Source organism: Paenibacillus alvei DSM 29 (genome assembly GCF_000293805.1).
In the GTDB taxonomy this organism is placed as follows: domain Bacteria; phylum Bacillota; class Bacilli; order Paenibacillales; family Paenibacillaceae; genus Paenibacillus_B; species Paenibacillus_B alvei.
Genome location: NZ_AMBZ01000024.1, coordinates 1 through 16202, shown reverse-complemented (window position 1 = coordinate 16202; position 16202 = coordinate 1). Strand labels below are relative to the sequence as shown.

Annotated in this window: 17 protein-coding genes; 4 read left to right on the top strand and 13 right to left on the bottom strand. The window is 42.6% G+C overall.

Annotated features, from left to right (window positions below; translation table 11 throughout):
* Positions 1 to 267 precede the first annotated feature (267 nt).
* The 5 genes from PAV_RS31950 to PAV_RS33000 form a co-directional block, all read right to left on the bottom strand.
* Positions 268 to 960: a hypothetical protein gene (locus PAV_RS31950; RefSeq protein WP_005552759.1), complete on the bottom strand. Its 693-nt coding sequence runs from the start codon at positions 958 to 960 to the stop codon at positions 268 to 270.
* Positions 961 to 1256: 296 nt separating this feature from the next.
* Entirely contained in the window at positions 1257 to 1406 is a 150-nt protein-coding gene (locus tag PAV_RS34135; RefSeq protein WP_262866963.1) for an aspartyl-phosphate phosphatase Spo0E family protein, read from the bottom strand.
* Between the two features lie 306 nt (positions 1407 to 1712).
* Positions 1713 to 3014, bottom strand: a complete 1302-nt coding sequence (locus tag PAV_RS31945) for a helix-turn-helix domain-containing protein (protein WP_005552752.1) — start codon at positions 3012 to 3014, stop codon at positions 1713 to 1715.
* Positions 3015 to 3143: 129 nt separating this feature from the next.
* Complete coding sequence (locus PAV_RS31940) at positions 3144 to 5570, bottom strand: CARDB domain-containing protein (protein ID WP_005552751.1); 2427 nt, start codon at positions 5568 to 5570, stop codon at positions 3144 to 3146.
* A 13-nt stretch (positions 5571 to 5583) separates the two neighbouring features.
* A complete protein-coding gene (locus tag PAV_RS33000; protein ID WP_005552743.1) occupies positions 5584 to 6477 on the bottom strand; it encodes a copper amine oxidase N-terminal domain-containing protein in 894 nt (297 codons plus the stop codon).
* A gap of 435 nt (positions 6478 to 6912) precedes the next feature.
* On the opposite strand from PAV_RS33000, the gene PAV_RS31930 reads away from it, so the two are divergent.
* Entirely contained in the window at positions 6913 to 7122 is a 210-nt protein-coding gene (locus PAV_RS31930) for a hypothetical protein (protein WP_005552742.1), read from the top strand.
* A 38-nt stretch (positions 7123 to 7160) separates the two neighbouring features.
* On the opposite strand, the gene PAV_RS31925 is transcribed toward PAV_RS31930, so the two are convergent.
* Positions 7161 to 7517, bottom strand: a complete 357-nt coding sequence (locus PAV_RS31925; RefSeq protein ID WP_005552741.1) for a hypothetical protein — start codon at positions 7515 to 7517, stop codon at positions 7161 to 7163.
* Positions 7518 to 7789: 272 nt separating this feature from the next.
* Between PAV_RS31925 and PAV_RS31920 the strand changes: the two genes are divergently transcribed.
* Positions 7790 to 8023: a hypothetical protein gene (locus PAV_RS31920; protein WP_005552740.1), complete on the top strand. Its 234-nt coding sequence runs from the start codon at positions 7790 to 7792 to the stop codon at positions 8021 to 8023.
* Between the two features lie 4 nt (positions 8024 to 8027).
* Positions 8028 to 8228, top strand: a complete 201-nt coding sequence (locus tag PAV_RS31915; RefSeq protein WP_005552739.1) for a hypothetical protein — start codon at positions 8028 to 8030, stop codon at positions 8226 to 8228.
* Between the two features lie 610 nt (positions 8229 to 8838).
* Here PAV_RS31915 and PAV_RS36760 read toward each other — a convergent pair.
* The 3 genes from PAV_RS36760 to PAV_RS31905 all read right to left on the bottom strand — a co-directional run bounded on the left by PAV_RS36760 (position 8839) and on the right by PAV_RS31905 (position 9732).
* Complete coding sequence (locus PAV_RS36760) at positions 8839 to 8928, bottom strand: putative holin-like toxin (RefSeq protein WP_157267462.1); 90 nt, start codon at positions 8926 to 8928, stop codon at positions 8839 to 8841.
* Between the two features lie 238 nt (positions 8929 to 9166).
* Positions 9167 to 9433 carry a hypothetical protein gene (locus tag PAV_RS31910; protein ID WP_005552738.1) on the bottom strand — a complete coding sequence of 89 codons (267 nt, stop codon included), beginning with the start codon at positions 9431 to 9433 and terminating at the stop codon, positions 9167 to 9169.
* On the bottom strand, positions 9385 to 9732 hold the full coding sequence (locus tag PAV_RS31905) for an RNA polymerase sigma factor (RefSeq protein ID WP_005552737.1): 348 nt from the start codon (positions 9730 to 9732) through the stop codon (positions 9385 to 9387). Before PAV_RS31905 ends, PAV_RS31910 begins: the two co-directional genes overlap by 49 nt.
* A gap of 741 nt (positions 9733 to 10473) precedes the next feature.
* On the opposite strand from PAV_RS31905, the gene PAV_RS31895 reads away from it, so the two are divergent.
* Complete coding sequence (locus PAV_RS31895; protein ID WP_005552735.1) at positions 10474 to 10935, top strand: hypothetical protein; 462 nt, start codon at positions 10474 to 10476, stop codon at positions 10933 to 10935.
* A 418-nt stretch (positions 10936 to 11353) separates the two neighbouring features.
* Here PAV_RS31895 and PAV_RS31885 read toward each other — a convergent pair whose 3' ends face one another.
* From PAV_RS31885 to PAV_RS31865, 4 genes are all read right to left on the bottom strand, one after another.
* Complete coding sequence (locus tag PAV_RS31885) at positions 11354 to 11791, bottom strand: hypothetical protein (protein WP_005552734.1); 438 nt, start codon at positions 11789 to 11791, stop codon at positions 11354 to 11356.
* Between the two features lie 285 nt (positions 11792 to 12076).
* Entirely contained in the window at positions 12077 to 12307 is a 231-nt protein-coding gene (locus tag PAV_RS31880) for a hypothetical protein (RefSeq protein ID WP_005552733.1), read from the bottom strand.
* Between the two features lie 382 nt (positions 12308 to 12689).
* Entirely contained in the window at positions 12690 to 13337 is a 648-nt protein-coding gene (locus PAV_RS31875; protein ID WP_005552732.1) for a MerR family transcriptional regulator, read from the bottom strand.
* A gap of 1509 nt (positions 13338 to 14846) precedes the next feature.
* Positions 14847 to 16103 carry a hypothetical protein gene (locus PAV_RS31865; RefSeq protein WP_005552731.1) on the bottom strand — a complete coding sequence of 419 codons (1257 nt, stop codon included), beginning with the start codon at positions 16101 to 16103 and terminating at the stop codon, positions 14847 to 14849.
* Positions 16104 to 16202: the final 99 nt, after the last annotated feature.

The window sequence follows — 16202 nt, the reverse complement described above, 5'->3', positions numbered from 1 at the left end:
CTCAACGTGGGTACGTACCCCTTATCTATGTGAACGAAGAGACGCTAGGCCGCCAAACCTTAGGCGTCTTTTTTCGTTCTGGAAATAATTTTAGCACTGCCTATGAATCTAGTAAATGTTTTCATGCAGAAATGCCCCTTATTTTCGGGGCATTTCTCGTTTTTACGACGCATGCAGCGCTTGACTATTGGTGAATTTATGCATATAACAAACTAACCACCCATCTGCTCTAGGGTGGTTAGTTTTGGTTTTGGGGTTACACAATTATTAAGGTTTTTCAATTAATGGGATACTTTGAACAAGCATTGTCGCATTAACATTATCATTCCATACTTCAATTTCTCCGCCAACATTTACACTACTTGTAATTGTTCCAGTGAATACAACTTTTCGTTTTTGATCTGAAACTACAGTTATTCTCGGGCTGTCTGGCTTCCATGTATGCCCGTATGTAAGACCCAATAAAGCACTTCTAGCAGTGGTTTTTGTTATTTTTCCTGTACGAGGAACATAGTCAATTGTAACATATCCTTTAATCCAATAAAGAGAGTTGTCATAAATAGTCTGCTCATATGTGTCTGTTTGAACCTCGGCCGCCAGAGTATTTCCTACTGATACGATTTGAGGTTCAGAAAGACTATTTTGCAATAATTGTTTTTGATCATTCAAAAATGCCAATAACGCAGCTAATTCATCTGGGTTTTTCACGCTGTATGCAACTTCACCTTTTGTTTTTTCTTCAGTTGTCGCTGGTCTAACTTTTTTACCGAATGTAGCGTAAACTTGATCAAACGTTTGAAATTGACCTTTATATTTCATAAAATAAGTTGAAGGTACAACATTTTCCAATGAATATTTCGCTTGAGTCGATGGTGTTGGAGCACTCTCAGCAAATACTGAGGCTGACAATGTAAAACAAAGACTAGTAGCCAGTAATAAAGACATAATCTTCTTTTGCATTCAAACAACACTCCCATTCATTTGATTAATTTTGGCACATAGGCCAGATTATAGCATGAAAAAACGAAACCAACTGTAAAATATTAGTGATTTCTTGATGTATATATCTGTATGAGAGGAGCTGCTATTACTTATGAAATTTTTTCTTATGATCCTCCCTTATCTAGGATTAGCTATAGTTATTTACGTAGTTTATAAATTCATAAACTGGCTAATGGATAAAAAGATAAAATAATGTAACATAGCATTGCAAAGTCCTTATGTTCCGCGGCTTTCGCGCCTGTAGAGGTTCCATGTCAAATCGCTCGTATAAAACCGCGCTTAATCTGTTTCCGCTGTACTTCGACAATATAGCTATCAAGTTCTTGGCTTATCTTAACAACCTCATCATCAGTAAGCTTTTTTTCAATTGCAGTCTTAATTAGTTGCTGTTTCAATTCGTAAATTTTCGATAATAACGCATCTACTGATTTGTCACAATTGGATATAATAAGAACTCACCTCACGTACTTACAACGGAAGATGAACCACCACTACAATAAGTATATTGCATGGGGCATGAATTCCCATATTTTTACTCAACATGCAACATGACACAAAAAAAGAACGCCCCAACAGGCGTTCGAAGTTATTTTTTATTCGTTTAAAATGGAGTCCACTCGGGGTTACCACTAGCATAAGTGATAAAATCCCCTATCACCGGACTTGATAGAACCACTAACGAGAATACAAAAATCATTCGATAAAATTTTCTATTCATAGCGGTCAACCCCTTTTTTCGTTCTTAACTCGTCAAAAAGCATATCCATCTTGCGAATGGTCTCAACGTTAATAAGGGAGCTATCTTTTAGAAGTTGATTGGATATTACACTAAGACTCTCAAAAGCTTCATCAAACCTGGATATTTTGATATATTCTCTTACGCTTTGTTTGCAACATTCAAATGCAGATTCAAAATCATGCGACACTAGAATTTGGCTTTTAAGGCGATAAAAAAGTGCTATGTTGAGGCGTGTAATCGGCGTCGTGACTGGAATACTGTTTACTTTATCTTCGTATATTAGCAGTTTATGCGCGTTATCTAAATCATTACGCTGGAGATAAATTTCTAAAAGCTTGGTAATAACCACAATGAAATTTCGATCAGCAGTAGTATGTAAAAGTAATTCATTTAGCTGTTCGATTGCTAAATCAACATTTCCCATCCGACTATTGACACGTGCGATGGTTACCTTTTTGTTTTCATCTGCTCCTGGAGTGCTGTAAGTGCTGTACTCCTTTAAATAGCTTTCCCATTTAGCATAATCACCAAGGCCGTCATATCCCAGTGCGATTGCGTAGAGGGCATTTGCTTTTAAATTGCTCCGTGTAGAATCATTATTTATAACATATCCGCACATGTCAACGCATTCCTGATAAAGCATCAAATTATAAGCGTGTACACCTAGCTTATAGTGTAACAATAGCTTCTCGTCATCAGACAGAAAATTAACGTAATTCAACAGGTGTTTCCCATATTGGTATGTGGCTTCTAATCGTGTAAAATCATCACGATCAATGAAGTAATAATTGAGTTGGGATTTTGCTAAATAGGGCATAATACCGTGGTCACGCGAGTAACTGATTATTGATTGGAATAAAGCAAGCTTTAATGCGGGACTAGCTTTGCAAGTGGATGCAATATTGTATAGCCTTTCAATCGAATCATAACTATCTTCATTCGTGGACTCTAAATATTTAAGGGCTATTTTTGAAGTTAGCGGAATATTCCCCGTTGTAATTGTGTCTTCTAAAATTAATAATAATGTTTCAGCTTTCTGATCAGCACCGATATAATGTTCAATTGTTTCCTCAAAGGAGATGTTCAAGGCATTAGTAATACGTTGAATGGTGCCATATTCCGAATGCTTAATCTCTCCTTTTTCGATTCTTGAAATAGTGGATCGATTAACTCCTGACATTCTTTGTAGTTGATGAACAGATAAGCCTGCTTCTATTCTGTGTTGTCTAAGGAGATCGCCTATGGTGGTATATAGCAGCGAACCCGTGGACATGTCTAGTCCTCCTTGAAATATTTGTAATTTATTTTACCATAGGTTTCCTTTTTGGTAAATGGGCTTAATCAGCCCACTAATTGTCATAAATAAAAGAACCCTCCAAAATTTTTTGGAGGGTTCTTTTATTTAACTGTCCTTCCGAAGATTTTGGACATCATCGTACATACTTCCAAAAATCCGTACGAATACAGTCTTACAAACCGTTATACCCGTTGCTCCTGCAGGGCCAGATTCAATCTCAACCCGATACTTGCCGTCTGGAGCTTTATAATCCGTAAAGAATTTACGGTACTTAAATGTCTTGCCTGTCACTGAATCCTTATGAGAGACAACCGGCAGCTCGAATGTAGCCTGTTTTCCGTTATCGCTCGTTTTCTCTAGCGTAACGGTCGTCACATATTTATTATTGCTATCATAGATACGCGCTGTGGCCGTCTGTGCGCCCTTGTATTGCGTTCCAAATGGCCTAGCAGTGTTCTCGTATCCCTTCGGCACTTTCGTCTCCCAGTCGCTGCTGTAGTTCGTCGTGACCTTCAGCTCGAAACCATAGCCTGCCCTGGTTATCTCATTAGCATTTAAATACTTCTCTTTGGCATACGGGATGATCTCCCAGCTGCCGCGACTTTCAACATCGCTTTCTTTAGGGCGCTTTGGATCAGTCGGGATGTCTTGTTTTGTATCTACCTTGGCATCGATCGTTAGGCTTTCCGAGTATTGCACATTGCGAGTTTCCCAGTTTGGATCTGAGTAGTCCGTATAGGACTCTCTGTCGGTATGAACTTTGCCTTTACTGTCGGTCCAGGTATATGTGCGCGTTTTCGTCGGATAGCCGGTAATCAGATGATACGTAACCGACCAGTTCCCGGTCTTGTTCGTCTGATTGATGCACTTGCCATCTCCGGTATTACCACCGCCACCATTCACGGATACGGTGCAGCCGGTAGTGGCTACGTTATTTGTCCGATCTTTGTCCAGGCTTTCGGCCAACGGGTCTACATGTACGCTAATCGAGTGTACTCCTGTCGTTGTTGGTTGATAGTTGAATCCTCCAACCTGGATTGTCTTATTCGCTGGCATGTCCTTTTTCAGCTCATGGATCTGCTTGCCGTTGGCATAGAAACGGATCCGGACATTATTTTGGGCTGAAGGCCCGAGATTTTTCACCGACGCAGTAACGGCCGTTTTCCCTCCCATCTTCAGCGAATTAGGATTGGCCGTGACGGAGAATGCGATTAGATCATGTTCTGCACCTTTGATCTCGCGCTGCCATTCTCCCTTGATTTCGTTATTCTTGTACGCTTCCTCTGGAGCTTCCAGGGCACGCTTAGTATGACTTGGATTGTTTACGATACCGGTTGCCTTAATCGTATACTTCCCTGGCTTGTTGCCCAGGTCTATTTTCCCCAACATGACGTTGTATGTTGATTTAGGCTGCAGCGTAACCGGCAGTTCCTTGTACATCATCGGTAGTTCAAATTCTGCAGTACCCGCGCCGCCAATCTTCACTTTAGCGGTCATTGGCATGCCGTCCGGATTCACAAGTTGATCGCGCTGTACCGGCTGGCCGTCATAACGGAATTTCATCCAGAGCTGGCCGCCGTCCGTTAGCTTTATGCTAGTCGGTACGAAGTCGGCGTTTTCTACCTTGTCCGTTCCGGATAGCTTTGCCGGCACGATCACCGTCTGGCCGTATCCGTCATCGATGATAAAATCAACCTCAGCGTCTTTCTTCGTGCCTATTAGATAGGCTATCTGATTCGATTCCATCTCGACCGGCTTAGCTGGCTTGTATGTACCAACATTGTCGGTTTTGATGGCCGTTATCTTGGCTTCATCCTTTCCGAACCAACCGCCCTTCGGAACAGCAATTACGCGAATTTCCCGATGCGTGAAGCCGCTGGCTTCGTAGTCTACAACCATCTTACTGCCTACGTTCTTCACGGTCAGTTTCGGGAACGGAACTCGGGTATACAACGCCTGGCGTTCTGACTCACTTATCTTCTTGGTGCTATCGAAAGCAATCCCTAAACGCTGCACAATTCCGGATGTCCGGAGGAATGTAAAGTTATCGACTAGATAGTAATAATCATGTCCCTTTTTTAAAGAAGGGTCTTGGGCTACAGATTTAAAATGATTGCGTAAATGCTCCCATTGTCTTACTTGAAGAGAGTTTTTATACGGTGCATATATCGCTTGGAATAGTTCGTCTAATGCAGATTCAGACTTGTACACTAGCCCAAAACCATTCTCCTTTTCGAATGTATCACTGTCATATTTCTTCTTAATGTTAAAGACATCATAATTCGAAACCTTTGATTCTTTGCCGTCTGCAAACCGAAAAATCCCCGTCCATCTTGCCAGCTCCCAAGGCCGAATAGCTTGCTCCATAAAAGCCGGAATAAAACCATCTAGTTTATCTCCTCTATCCCCATACTTCCAATCTACATAGGGGGAGACCATTGGATCCTGAGCGCTTTTAGCAACCGCTAACGAATCAGGAATAAAACTACACATCATCAGAAATGCTAGGACTGCACATAAAACCTTTTTCATTGTAAGCCCTCCCTCACTTCCGGAACATACTGATAACGTCAGTAAGGGTTCCTGCAGTACGTTTGTCGATTAAATCGCTAACCACAATTGCATCTCCAACTACGTCATTAAACTCGCCTTCAAGACTGATGTGGTTTGGTGATAGATGAACATAATACCCCTCAACCGTGCTATCTTCATGATCTAAAAAGAATCCAATAAATCCATCCTCACCAAGTTTATAGCGGTACTCCTTACCCTTTTGAAGTTTGGTCATCTTACCACGGACTCCATAATGAGTAGCTCCACCCCATTTTAAATCTGGAACCTTAAACACCAACTCACCGTTCTCAACGTGAACATTGTTCTTGAACAGCAGTGGAGCTAATTTATTATGCTTTGGATCAAGCGCGAAGGAATCAAATGTTTTATTGCCCTGCTCTGGCTGCTTGTCTTCACCCTTGCCACCTGGAGCCTTGGCGTATGCAATGTTCACTGTTGTCCATCCGTTTTCTTTCTTGGGTGTGACTGTAGCGCCCATTTGCTCGGATACGAAGCGCAGCGGAACCATTACCCGATTACTGACTTCCATAGCCGGTGCATCGATGTTTTGCTTCACACCGTTAACGACCGCAACCTTTTGCCCGCGTGACAGCTCAATTTTCTTACCGGCTGCCGTCTTCACGGTAACGGTCTTTGTCTTGTTGTTCCATTCAATTTTTTCGCCCAGAGCTTGGCTGACAAAACGAATTGGGACATATGTACGGCTGTTGGCCACATCGATAAACGGTTTCACATCCGACTTAATCACATTTTCATTCACTTTCACCCTGACGTTGTAGTCGTACTTTGCAGCAGCTCCTGCAGGTGAGATGCTTAATGCCATTAACACCGTTGCAACTGTAATAGCAACTGTCTTTTTTACCATGATTCAGACCTCCTAAAATTGTTCAGGAAATTAGTTTTATTTACCACCCACATAGAAGTAGGTATCTATTACCATTATACCATAAGTCCTATATGAATACATTAAATAGATGTTTTTATAATTAGTTTAAAACTAATATTGACATCAAATTGATGTTAATTTATATTATATACAAGCTAGTTAATATCCCTACTGGTTACCGTCTCTAATCTTAGGGTGGTGGAAACAAGTTAACTAGTTAGAAAGGAAATAGTGCTGGTAACGCTATTCCCTTTCGAAAAGGTTTCAGAAATGCGCCTTCTGAACTGCACCGGTGACCAGGAGTCTACCACATTCGTTCTCGTTACCGGTGAATCTAGTCTGAAACGTACTTATAAAGAGAACTTCTCATGTTATGATAGAGAAGTTCTCTTTATTTTTTAGGAGGTGCTATCAATGACACCTGATGATTTTGTTCGATTTCCCTTAAAAGTAAGCCCCCAAGTCCACGCCTTCTTTAAAAAACGAAGTAAGGAGACTGGTGTTGCTATGACTTCATTGATGTATCTCGTTTTAGAGGATTACGTCAAAAATGAATTAGTTCTGCAGCAGAAATATGGCGAGGAAATCGCAAAAATAATAAACCAACAACAAAAAGAGGTATAGCCTGGTTGTTCCTGGCTATACCTCTTCTATTCCCATCCCTAAACATCTTTTCTAGAGAAATTAGCCGCAGCTATAGGCCGCAGTTCTTCGTAAATCTGCTTCTCAGTTACTCCATGCTGTTTGGCGAGTAAATGCAGTATGCCGGTTAAAACGATAGATACATCCATCCCCGTGCGTCCGTTCATTCTGGCCAACCGTTCCTCGGCCTTCGTGATTCGTTCTTCCATTCTGTTTAGGATCTGACTGTCGGCCAACAATATATTCTGTGTTTCTTGTGTAATCCAGTGCTCGATTGCTTGCCGATATTCTTCCGCTAACGATCGGCCATTTTTCATCTTTACCAGCTGCTTCATTCGTTCGTGCAAACGATCGTCAATACGCTGCATAGATCCCATGTAGACACCATTCCCCCTTGGTATTCGTGCTATAATCTACCATTGTATACATTCTCATTATATAATGTAGACACGATAAACCCAAGTGCGGAGCGCTTTTACAAGGTGATGTAGTCACCTTTATATCCTGCACTACCCCCTATCCCTCCGGGATAGGATACGGGTCGCGCCTTAACCGCCTTTCGGCGGCTTGCGGTTCTCATTCGCAGCTGGCTTACGCCGCTGCTGAATTGTAAACTGAGGTAAAATCATAGATGAGGAGATAATTTAGGATGATTTATGATACTCCAAAAAGAATGGACATTAATGAGCTTGAAAAATGTCCGACTACTAGATCGGAACTGTTCCGTTTTTATAAAAGTAAAGGTGCAGAAACAGAATATTTTGAAGACGTACTTAGATACATTGAGAATGGGGGTACGGCTTATTTCAGCCAACCGTTTTTTGCATTTTACAATCAAGAAGGTATCTTGTTAGCAGGTGAAAATCCAGATTGGGGAGATTAACCTAATGGAAAAAATGTTGACCTGGAAGCAGCTCGATGAAATCGGCCGACAAGCCTTCGCCTATGTAACAGAAAAAGCACGATCTGCAGGTATCCCGTATTATTATCGCCAGGAAGACGACGAGTTCATCACGCGAGTTAATCCGGATGGATCCACGGCCAAAATCATGCTCGATGATAACGGCCGTGAATATCAAGTAGATTAAGCATTGATTTCTTGCTACAGCTGCGCTATGCTATCGATACAGACGGAATTACGGCTGCTGGACGCTTCGGAGCCGTAATTGCAAGAAGCCCAAGGATGAAAATCCCTGGGCTTCTTTGCGCTGCAGTACTGTTCAAAAACCATTTGTAATACATTTGCATTACTTTTAAAAATGCTGCTGTCATCAGTGTTTTAATACAAAGTAATACAAAAGTATTACACTATTGCGATCAAATTTAACGGCATGTAATACATTTGTATTACATCGTCTCGAAAGAAAATAGTGCAAACCAGCGTGCCATGTACACGTCAACGAATTTCATGCTATAACAGATATAAACTTGTTTAAACGTGTAGAAACCCGTAAAAAATGGTTCAAAAAGTGGTTCTCAAACACGTTTTGAGTGTTATACTAGGTGTAGAGACTAATAGTTGTTGTAGAGTAATACCTATAGGTTTTTTAGGAAATGATGATAAAAAGACCGTTAGCAGTTCCCAGCTGCTAACGGTCTGACGGAGATAAGTCTACCGCTCAAGGGCGGGGCTGCTCCGGCTCAAAATAAACTTGTTCCTAAAGAGAAGGACCGCTTACCTTGGTCGGGAGGGCGGTCCTACTTCTTTGTGGAGTGAATGTACGTCAGCAGCGCCAGGATGAACATTCCGAACAGGAACATCAACGACAATGCTTCAAATACTGTCACCGGCATCACCTCCTTGCCGGAGGTGAACCACCGCCCAAAAGCCGTTCAACTTACCTCGCATCCTGATTATACCAGCTATAGGACAATCCCACTAGTAAAATTGTGTTCTATAGTTTTGCATACGGACATCGGAGCAGGGACCACTTACCATTGTTACTGCGGCACCCCTACACAGATATTAAAAAGTGGCTGACACGATTATCATGTTTCAGCCACTTTTATATCACTGCTTCAGTTTTCATGTCTCTACTGCTCCTGGTGTATCCCGTACGGTGATCGTTTCACACCAATACGAATCATATTTTATAAGCTGTAATAGTTCTAGTTTTATACTTTGTATAGCATCTTCATTAGGCATTTTTATGAACTTACTCAAATATATAATGTCCTTTTCAAAATAGTAAAAGAGTTTCATAATTGCTTCTTTATTGTTTTGTCTAGCTAATGATAATAGTCCTACGAACTCATCTTCTGATAAAGATACTTGAGACATTTTTTCTTCCATTTACTCACCGCCTGTTGACTTATATTCATTTCTTTAGCAACTTGTGTTTCTGATTTATCTTGAACATAGATTTTAAAAATGACTTGCCTACCTGTATGAAATGGAATTGTATCTATGAGCTCCTTAACATATAAATGGCTTTCAGTAGAATAATCATGTGCAGGAATCGTTGAATACAAATAGTCATTTAATCCTGTTTCTCGGTTACGTTTTACCTTGGCGCGATATTGCAATCGCCAAGCAATTCTTTTTAACTCTTTTTGATAATAATCAATTATAGAAATATTTTTATTCCTCAATTAATCCCCCTCCAGAAAAGATGGTCTTTTAATTTAAGGAAATTATGACTATCAAAATACAACCAAAAAGTAGAACGTGTGTTCTTATATTATAGTTTCTTGTGGTTTATTTTTCTAGTTAAATAAATTGAATTGTAAAATATCTCTTAATTCCTCCTTATAGTCATAAGGAGGTGGATATTTCTATGGAAACAGTGGACATGATATCTCTTATAAGGGGTACCGCCAACAAAACGCGGAAAACGTACGCTAAGGGGAAAAATCCAGTAACATCGCTGATTTTCCGTACGCTAAGGAATGCAGCACAAAGTCAATTGTGTTGTATTAGTCCGGGTATTCATGCGGAACCGTTCCCTCTAACGCAACACAATTTAGACGTTCTCGGCTGGATCACGATGCAACACAATTGTTAGCGTACGATTTTCGCGTTTTGCTGTCTCTACCCCTATAACTAATCTTGGCTTTCCAGTCGTACTAAGCTTTATTTTATTGCGGTATATCTTACAGACTATCGGTGAAAAATTTGACAACCTCGAAGAGACAATAAAAAAGCTGATTACTGCACTAGAAAAAATAAACACAAATTAACCCGAAAAAGTCTGTTCGTAAATTCGAACAGACTTTTTTTATCACTAAGGTTGTATTTTTCTGAGTGCCATCTCCTTATATAGTGTGAAGGGAAAAATTCATCGATGAAGCAAATTTCTTGATTCACAAAAAAACAATTAGGAGGAATTTTGTATGGAAGTTAGAGAGTATCCACAAACACTTGAATTAAATTTGAATCAGGTCTTAGACCTCATGGGCGCGCAACGAACTATTTACCTCGATGGATTTGGAAAAAATACAAGTACTGGCGCATTGACCAATAAATTAGGTGAGTTCTCCACTGCCATGGGAATACTATTTTCAGCTGCCAGTGGTGCCGCTGCTACCGCTGGAGGCTGGGCAGCAACTATTCTTGGTGTTGTCGCGGGAATTGGTTCTGGTGCTCCTACACTTGAGAGCTACGTTAAAAATGGATCTTTCTATCTAACTGGGGTTGCTGATTTCCTGCGTAAAAATACACAATATGATCGTATTCGAGTGCTAGTACCAATGATTGAGTATAACACTGTTGATGGTTATGTTCGATTTGTTATTGGAGAGGGCCAAACTACTGGGCTTCATTATCGCGGTGGGGATTGGGTTACTGATCAATAATTTTCAGATAGAACAGTAAGAGATGACCTCCTGTTGTCTCTTACTGTTCTTTTTGTTCAGAGAAAATAAAGTGATTGGCTCGCCGGCGGCGCCAGCTGCGCGGCGAAGCTGCAGCTCGCGCTCCTGATTGTTCTTTCGGAAACGCCGGTTCCGCGCGATCGGCTCGCCGGCAGCGGCCAGCTGCGCGGTGAAGCTGCAGCTCGCGCTCCTGGTTGTTCTTCCGGAAGCGCCGGTTCCGCGCGATCGGCTCGCCGGCAGCGGCCAGCTGCGCGGTGAAGCTGCAGCTCGCGCTCCTGGTTGTTCTTCCGGAAGCGCCGGTTCCGCGCGATCGGCTCGCCGGCAGCGGCCAGCTGCGCGGTGAAGCTGCAGCTCGCGCTCCTTTATCACTTCAGCTTAACTAAAAATGGATCGAGAAATTCTAACTTATCAAGCCTGAATTCATTTGTAATTTTGTATGAATAGTTACCCTTTTTTCGTAATCATGCAGTAATATTTCCTTACTGGAAATAATAAAGGATAAAGATAGCTTTTGGTCTTTTCCTCCAATGGTAAATTGATATGTTGGATATTCAGGAAAACCACGGGAAGAAGAATCACTCCTTACTTGGATTTCAGGAAGTGATTTCATGACGAACTCTATGTCTTTTTTATCTGTAAAGCGAATATCACTATAGTCTTTTTTCTCTGCTGACATGGTTTTTTGTATAAAAATAGACTCAATTTCGTTTTCCTTAAAATGCTCTCGAAGTAAATCGTTAAATGAAAAAGGCGTCCGTGAATTATAAAGAAAAATTCCTATTACACTAATAATCAATATACCGGCAATAATAAAAATAGGCTTCTTCCATTTTGACATTATGCCCCTCCTTTTTAATACAAAATATACGACTACATACATTTTACCAAAAAATATATATTGCAGAACCACTTAAAGTCCTATTGGTCATATTGATCCCCAATTGGTTACATTTATCAGGTACATATGTACCAAATCCCGGATTTTGTGCATATGTCCAGACCCCTGGCCGCCGTATTCGGGCAAATTCAGCCTTGAGCGGCGATTTTGCTTCCGTGGAACATCACAAAAAAACGGGGAAATCGCAACATTTACGATCTCCCGTTTTCTTCGTTTTTCTTTGATTTAGGTATTAATCCATTTTCCTTCAATGAATGAAATGACTTCTTCGGTCGATGATACATAATCCATATCCAAGCAAATCATGAGCGCATACTTCCCGACTTTATATTCTCCTTCGGTCACTCGATGCACTTCGTACCGATCATCCATACCAGCTGCTACTCCGCCGAACGTCACATTATCGCCCACATTCATCTGACGGATTGTCTCTTTCTCCACGTTACTCAATATCACGTTCCCATCTCCTCACTTTCATCGGTCACATCGTTCATGCCACACATCAATCATTTTGTCATGATAAAAAAAACCTTATGTATCAAGCGTTTGCGAGCGTTCGGTCATGACTGTAGCTATCACCCGTCTACATCAGTCACACATTGCAAGACAATCCGGAATATGTACAACTGCAGCCGTCAAGGGTCGCGCAGCGACCACTCCTGGCTTGCCCTTGACGAGCGGATCCTAAGCCAACCCTTTTATGCCCTTCCCAAACCCCCTGTTTGGGAAGCTGCCGCCCGGCGAGGGTAATTACATATGTGTGTTATTGTCACACACATAAAAAACCATAGTGTGTTATTGTGTGTGATAATAACACACTTGGCCGCCGGTGGTGGTTCTATTCAAGCCCGAACTCCTGGCGCAATCTCTTTTCGTAATGCTCGTCCACATAATCCCGAACAAATCGATCACGCGCTGCAGCGTCTTCCTCACGACGAAATAATCCAGTTCTTCGCATACGTTCAGATTCTGGCTTCGCTGCCCACAACTCTAACGCTTCTCGTTCAAGCCGCCGCTCGATGCGGCGCCTAGTCAAATGTTCCGTAACTCGTTCTGCCCGTTGTTCAGTAGGACCAGGCAAAGTTGCAGCAGCTGCAGCTTGATTTTGTTGCTGGACGATGTGACCGAGTGCGCGAATCATTTCACTCTGTTCGTTCACCGTTTTTTGTAGGTCAGATAAGGCTTCCGCCAGGTTTACGGTCACACGGCCACCATTATCATCTGCATCGTTCACCGTTATGATCGTAGGCGCTCCAGCTGCAGCCAACGCATCTTCCACATCATCTATACTCTTACCGGCTGCATACGCCTCTCTAATCTGCACAAGCACGTCTACCGAAACATCAGCTACTAAATAACTCTTATGCCGCTTACGCAGCTGCAGGTGATGGCCGTGTTGCCGAATATATCTCCGGAGTGTCGCATCCGGAATCCCGAGCTGTTCTGATAACTCCGTCACAGAAAGCCATTGTTTTTCATCGGTCACGTCGTTCACCTCACATATTAATCATCTAATCACACTCAATAATACCTCATATCTCCTACTAATTCCGCTCATCAGTCATGACCGCACACACAAATACGCCACTCGCTCACCAACTCCAACCCTCATCCAGTCACAGTCTACTAACCAAACATCCTACCATCATCAACAATACCCTTCATTCCTCACACTTATCCACCCAATATAACCATTCCTAACTCTTCTTTATCATCAATTCCTAGTCCTTTCTACACCCATCCTTGTACCCTTTCCTTCACTACACTACCATCTACAAATCACCTTCAACCACCAACCAAACTCAACATCTTACTCGCAATCCTTCCCCCGTCCTCCCGCCCTTAAATACAAACTCTCCATCTCTCAATCAATCCATCAATCAATATAATTTCCCTGCTTTATTCCGTACGTTGTTATTTATCTAACCTCCTTAAGCATATGTTCACGGTTCATACGCTCTACCGAACCGTGAACATATGCTTAAGGAGGTGCCGCTTGCGGCAAGGGTTTCAGGGATTAGGCAGGAGTACTTTACCCCATCCTGTGGGTAGGCCCCACCAGACACCAGCGGGAGGACGGGGGAAGGGACACTCTAAGGAACTACCAAGAGTAGAAGAAAAAAGAATAGGAAACAGAGGACAAAGAAGAAAAAAGCTAAGCCTAAGTGGAAGAAGGAGTAAGCAAAGAATGCAAACGCACCAGGTATCCGGAAGCCTACGGCAGGGCATAGCCCCTCAAATATAAGCTGACACACCTGTTCCGCTTTTTTTTACGGAACGAGCTGCAGATGGCCAGACGTGCATCGATCCGGAATGCCCACAAACGCACCAGGTATCCGGAAGCCTACGGCAGGGCATAGCCCCTCAAATATAAGCTGACACACCTGTTCCGCTTTTTTTTTACGGAACGAGCTGCAGATGACCAGACGTGCATCGATCCGGAATGCCCACAAACGCACCAGGTATCCGGAAGCCTACGGCAGGGCATAGCCCCTCAAATATAAGCTGACACACCTGTTCCGCTTTTTTTTACGGAACGAGCTGCAGATGGCCAGACGTGCATCGATCCGGAATGCCCGCAAACGCACCAGGTATGGAAGCCTACGGCAGGGCATAGCCCCTCAAATATAAGCTGACACACCTGTTCCGCTTTTTTTTTTTACGGAACGAGCTGCAGATGGCCAGAAGTACATCGATCCGGAATGCCCGCAAACGCACCAGGTATCCGGAAGCCTACCGGCAGGGCGGAGCCCCCTTAATATAAGCTGACACACCAGGAGACACTTTGTCTGGAACGGAAAGCAAAAGGCAAGACGTGCCAACCGCATCCGGAATCCCCGTAAACGGCACCTCGCATCCAGGAAGCCTAAGGCAGGGCGTAGCCCCTCAAATATAAGCTGACACACCGGTAAACAAAAAAGACGGGGTAGACGCCCCGCCTTACCGAAATTTGTAGGCTCTAGCCTACAAATGGGCTAGAGCCTATAGGTTTACTTTAAAGCTTTGCTAAAAGTTTACGAATATAACGAGTTGTCACCTCTAACATTTGAGCAAGTTCACGTTGTGTTGCTTTAGGATTTGCTGCTAAAGCTTCGCGCAGCTGCTGTAGCTTATCGTTTGTTCGCTCCTGTTGCTCAGTTAAATAGACCTTACGTTCAACTGTACCTAATTCACGACGCTTCTTACGCTGATATAACGTATTTCGTCTCTGCTTTTCCTTTTTCGAGATAATCGTACTTAAATGCTGCTGTTCCTCTGGCGTTATGGCCAACCACTCAATGATTGTCTCATTCCGGACGTTGTAACCGGCTCCTGGATACCCTCTCTCAATGGCTAACTCGTTTGCTTTTTTATCATTTTTCAGATGATATGCTCTCTCTGCACTTTGGGTGGCTCGAACCACTTCCCGTTCAGACAATGGTCTAACAAAACTCGAATTCAATTCTAAGACCTTCTGTAAGGCCTCAGATTCGTCGTTTAGAAAGCAACAAGACCAATACCTATACAGAAAACAAAAAAGCTCCCTACACTGGTTTAAATCGTTCTGACGCAGTTCCAACAATTTTACAAGATCAAGAAGCCGTGCGTGGTAGAGTTTATGTATGTTAAAGAGCTGAACAATTTTTCGTGGCCGCCCTTTGGATTTTTTCGTTATTTCCGGAAGATAGTCGTGCTGCAACTGTCGGAGCTCATACCGATGTGCATGGCGATACTGAACAGTTACTTCGGCACCACTTTTGCTGTTCACGGTTCCAGCTACTCGTAATATGCGAGAAGCATCGGTAGCCTTAGAATCTGCTCCTACGAAAGAAAACTGTGATGCGAAATGCCGCTCAACGGATTGCCACAAGGGAAGTGCCTTTGCCGGTATAGGATTTAGGAGCCACACTACAACGAATCCACGGCCAGAATAAATAATCAAGTTTGGTTCTGGAACAGACTCGCCGAACAGCTCGAGTTCCATTTTGCCAATGACCCAATCAGGTGTGTAATTCAACAGGTAGCAATCTACATCCACGTACAGAGCGCGTAGTTGTCGAACATTTTCAACGCGGCGCGATGGCTTATAAAATGTGTTTTGCGAGAAATAAACGTCTTCTCCAAGCCACTCAGATAACTTGCTGCTCACTTCTTCAGCTCGATAATGATATTGATCAAAATGGCCATCTTCTCTTTTTTTGGCTAACGCGATATAACCATCAGCAGATTGATGGTGAAACTCAATATGCTCTAGCGCCTTTGCTAGACTCATAAAAAATCCCTCCAAAAGAGGGGTAGACGTAACCATTTTCAGTTGCTAAAATGAAAATAACAACTGAATTGGTTACCTACCCTAGTTGTGGTTACTTTC

Coding starts and splice junctions, on each gene's coding strand:
- PAV_RS31930 (WP_005552742.1), top strand. CDS start 6,913: ATGACACCTGATGATTTTGTTCGATTTCCCTTAAAAGTAAGCCCCCAA.
- PAV_RS31945 (WP_005552752.1), bottom strand. CDS start 3,014: ATGTCCACGGGTTCGCTGCTATATACCACCATAGGCGATCTCCTTAGA.
- PAV_RS31910 (WP_005552738.1), bottom strand. CDS start 9,433: ATGGAAGAAAAAATGTCTCAAGTATCTTTATCAGAAGATGAGTTCGTA.
- PAV_RS31920 (WP_005552740.1), top strand. CDS start 7,790: ATGATTTATGATACTCCAAAAAGAATGGACATTAATGAGCTTGAAAAA.
- PAV_RS33000 (WP_005552743.1), bottom strand. CDS start 6,477: ATGGTAAAAAAGACAGTTGCTATTACAGTTGCAACGGTGTTAATGGCA.
- PAV_RS31925 (WP_005552741.1), bottom strand. CDS start 7,517: ATGGGATCTATGCAGCGTATTGACGATCGTTTGCACGAACGAATGAAG.
- PAV_RS31865 (WP_005552731.1), bottom strand. CDS start 16,103: ATGAGTCTAGCAAAGGCGCTAGAGCATATTGAGTTTCACCATCAATCT.
- PAV_RS31885 (WP_005552734.1), bottom strand. CDS start 11,791: ATGTCAAAATGGAAGAAGCCTATTTTTATTATTGCCGGTATATTGATT.
- PAV_RS31915 (WP_005552739.1), top strand. CDS start 8,028: ATGGAAAAAATGTTGACCTGGAAGCAGCTCGATGAAATCGGCCGACAA.
- PAV_RS31895 (WP_005552735.1), top strand. CDS start 10,474: ATGGAAGTTAGAGAGTATCCACAAACACTTGAATTAAATTTGAATCAG.
- PAV_RS31940 (WP_005552751.1), bottom strand. CDS start 5,570: ATGAAAAAGGTTTTATGTGCAGTCCTAGCATTTCTGATGATGTGTAGT.
- PAV_RS31950 (WP_005552759.1), bottom strand. CDS start 960: ATGCAAAAGAAGATTATGTCTTTATTACTGGCTACTAGTCTTTGTTTT.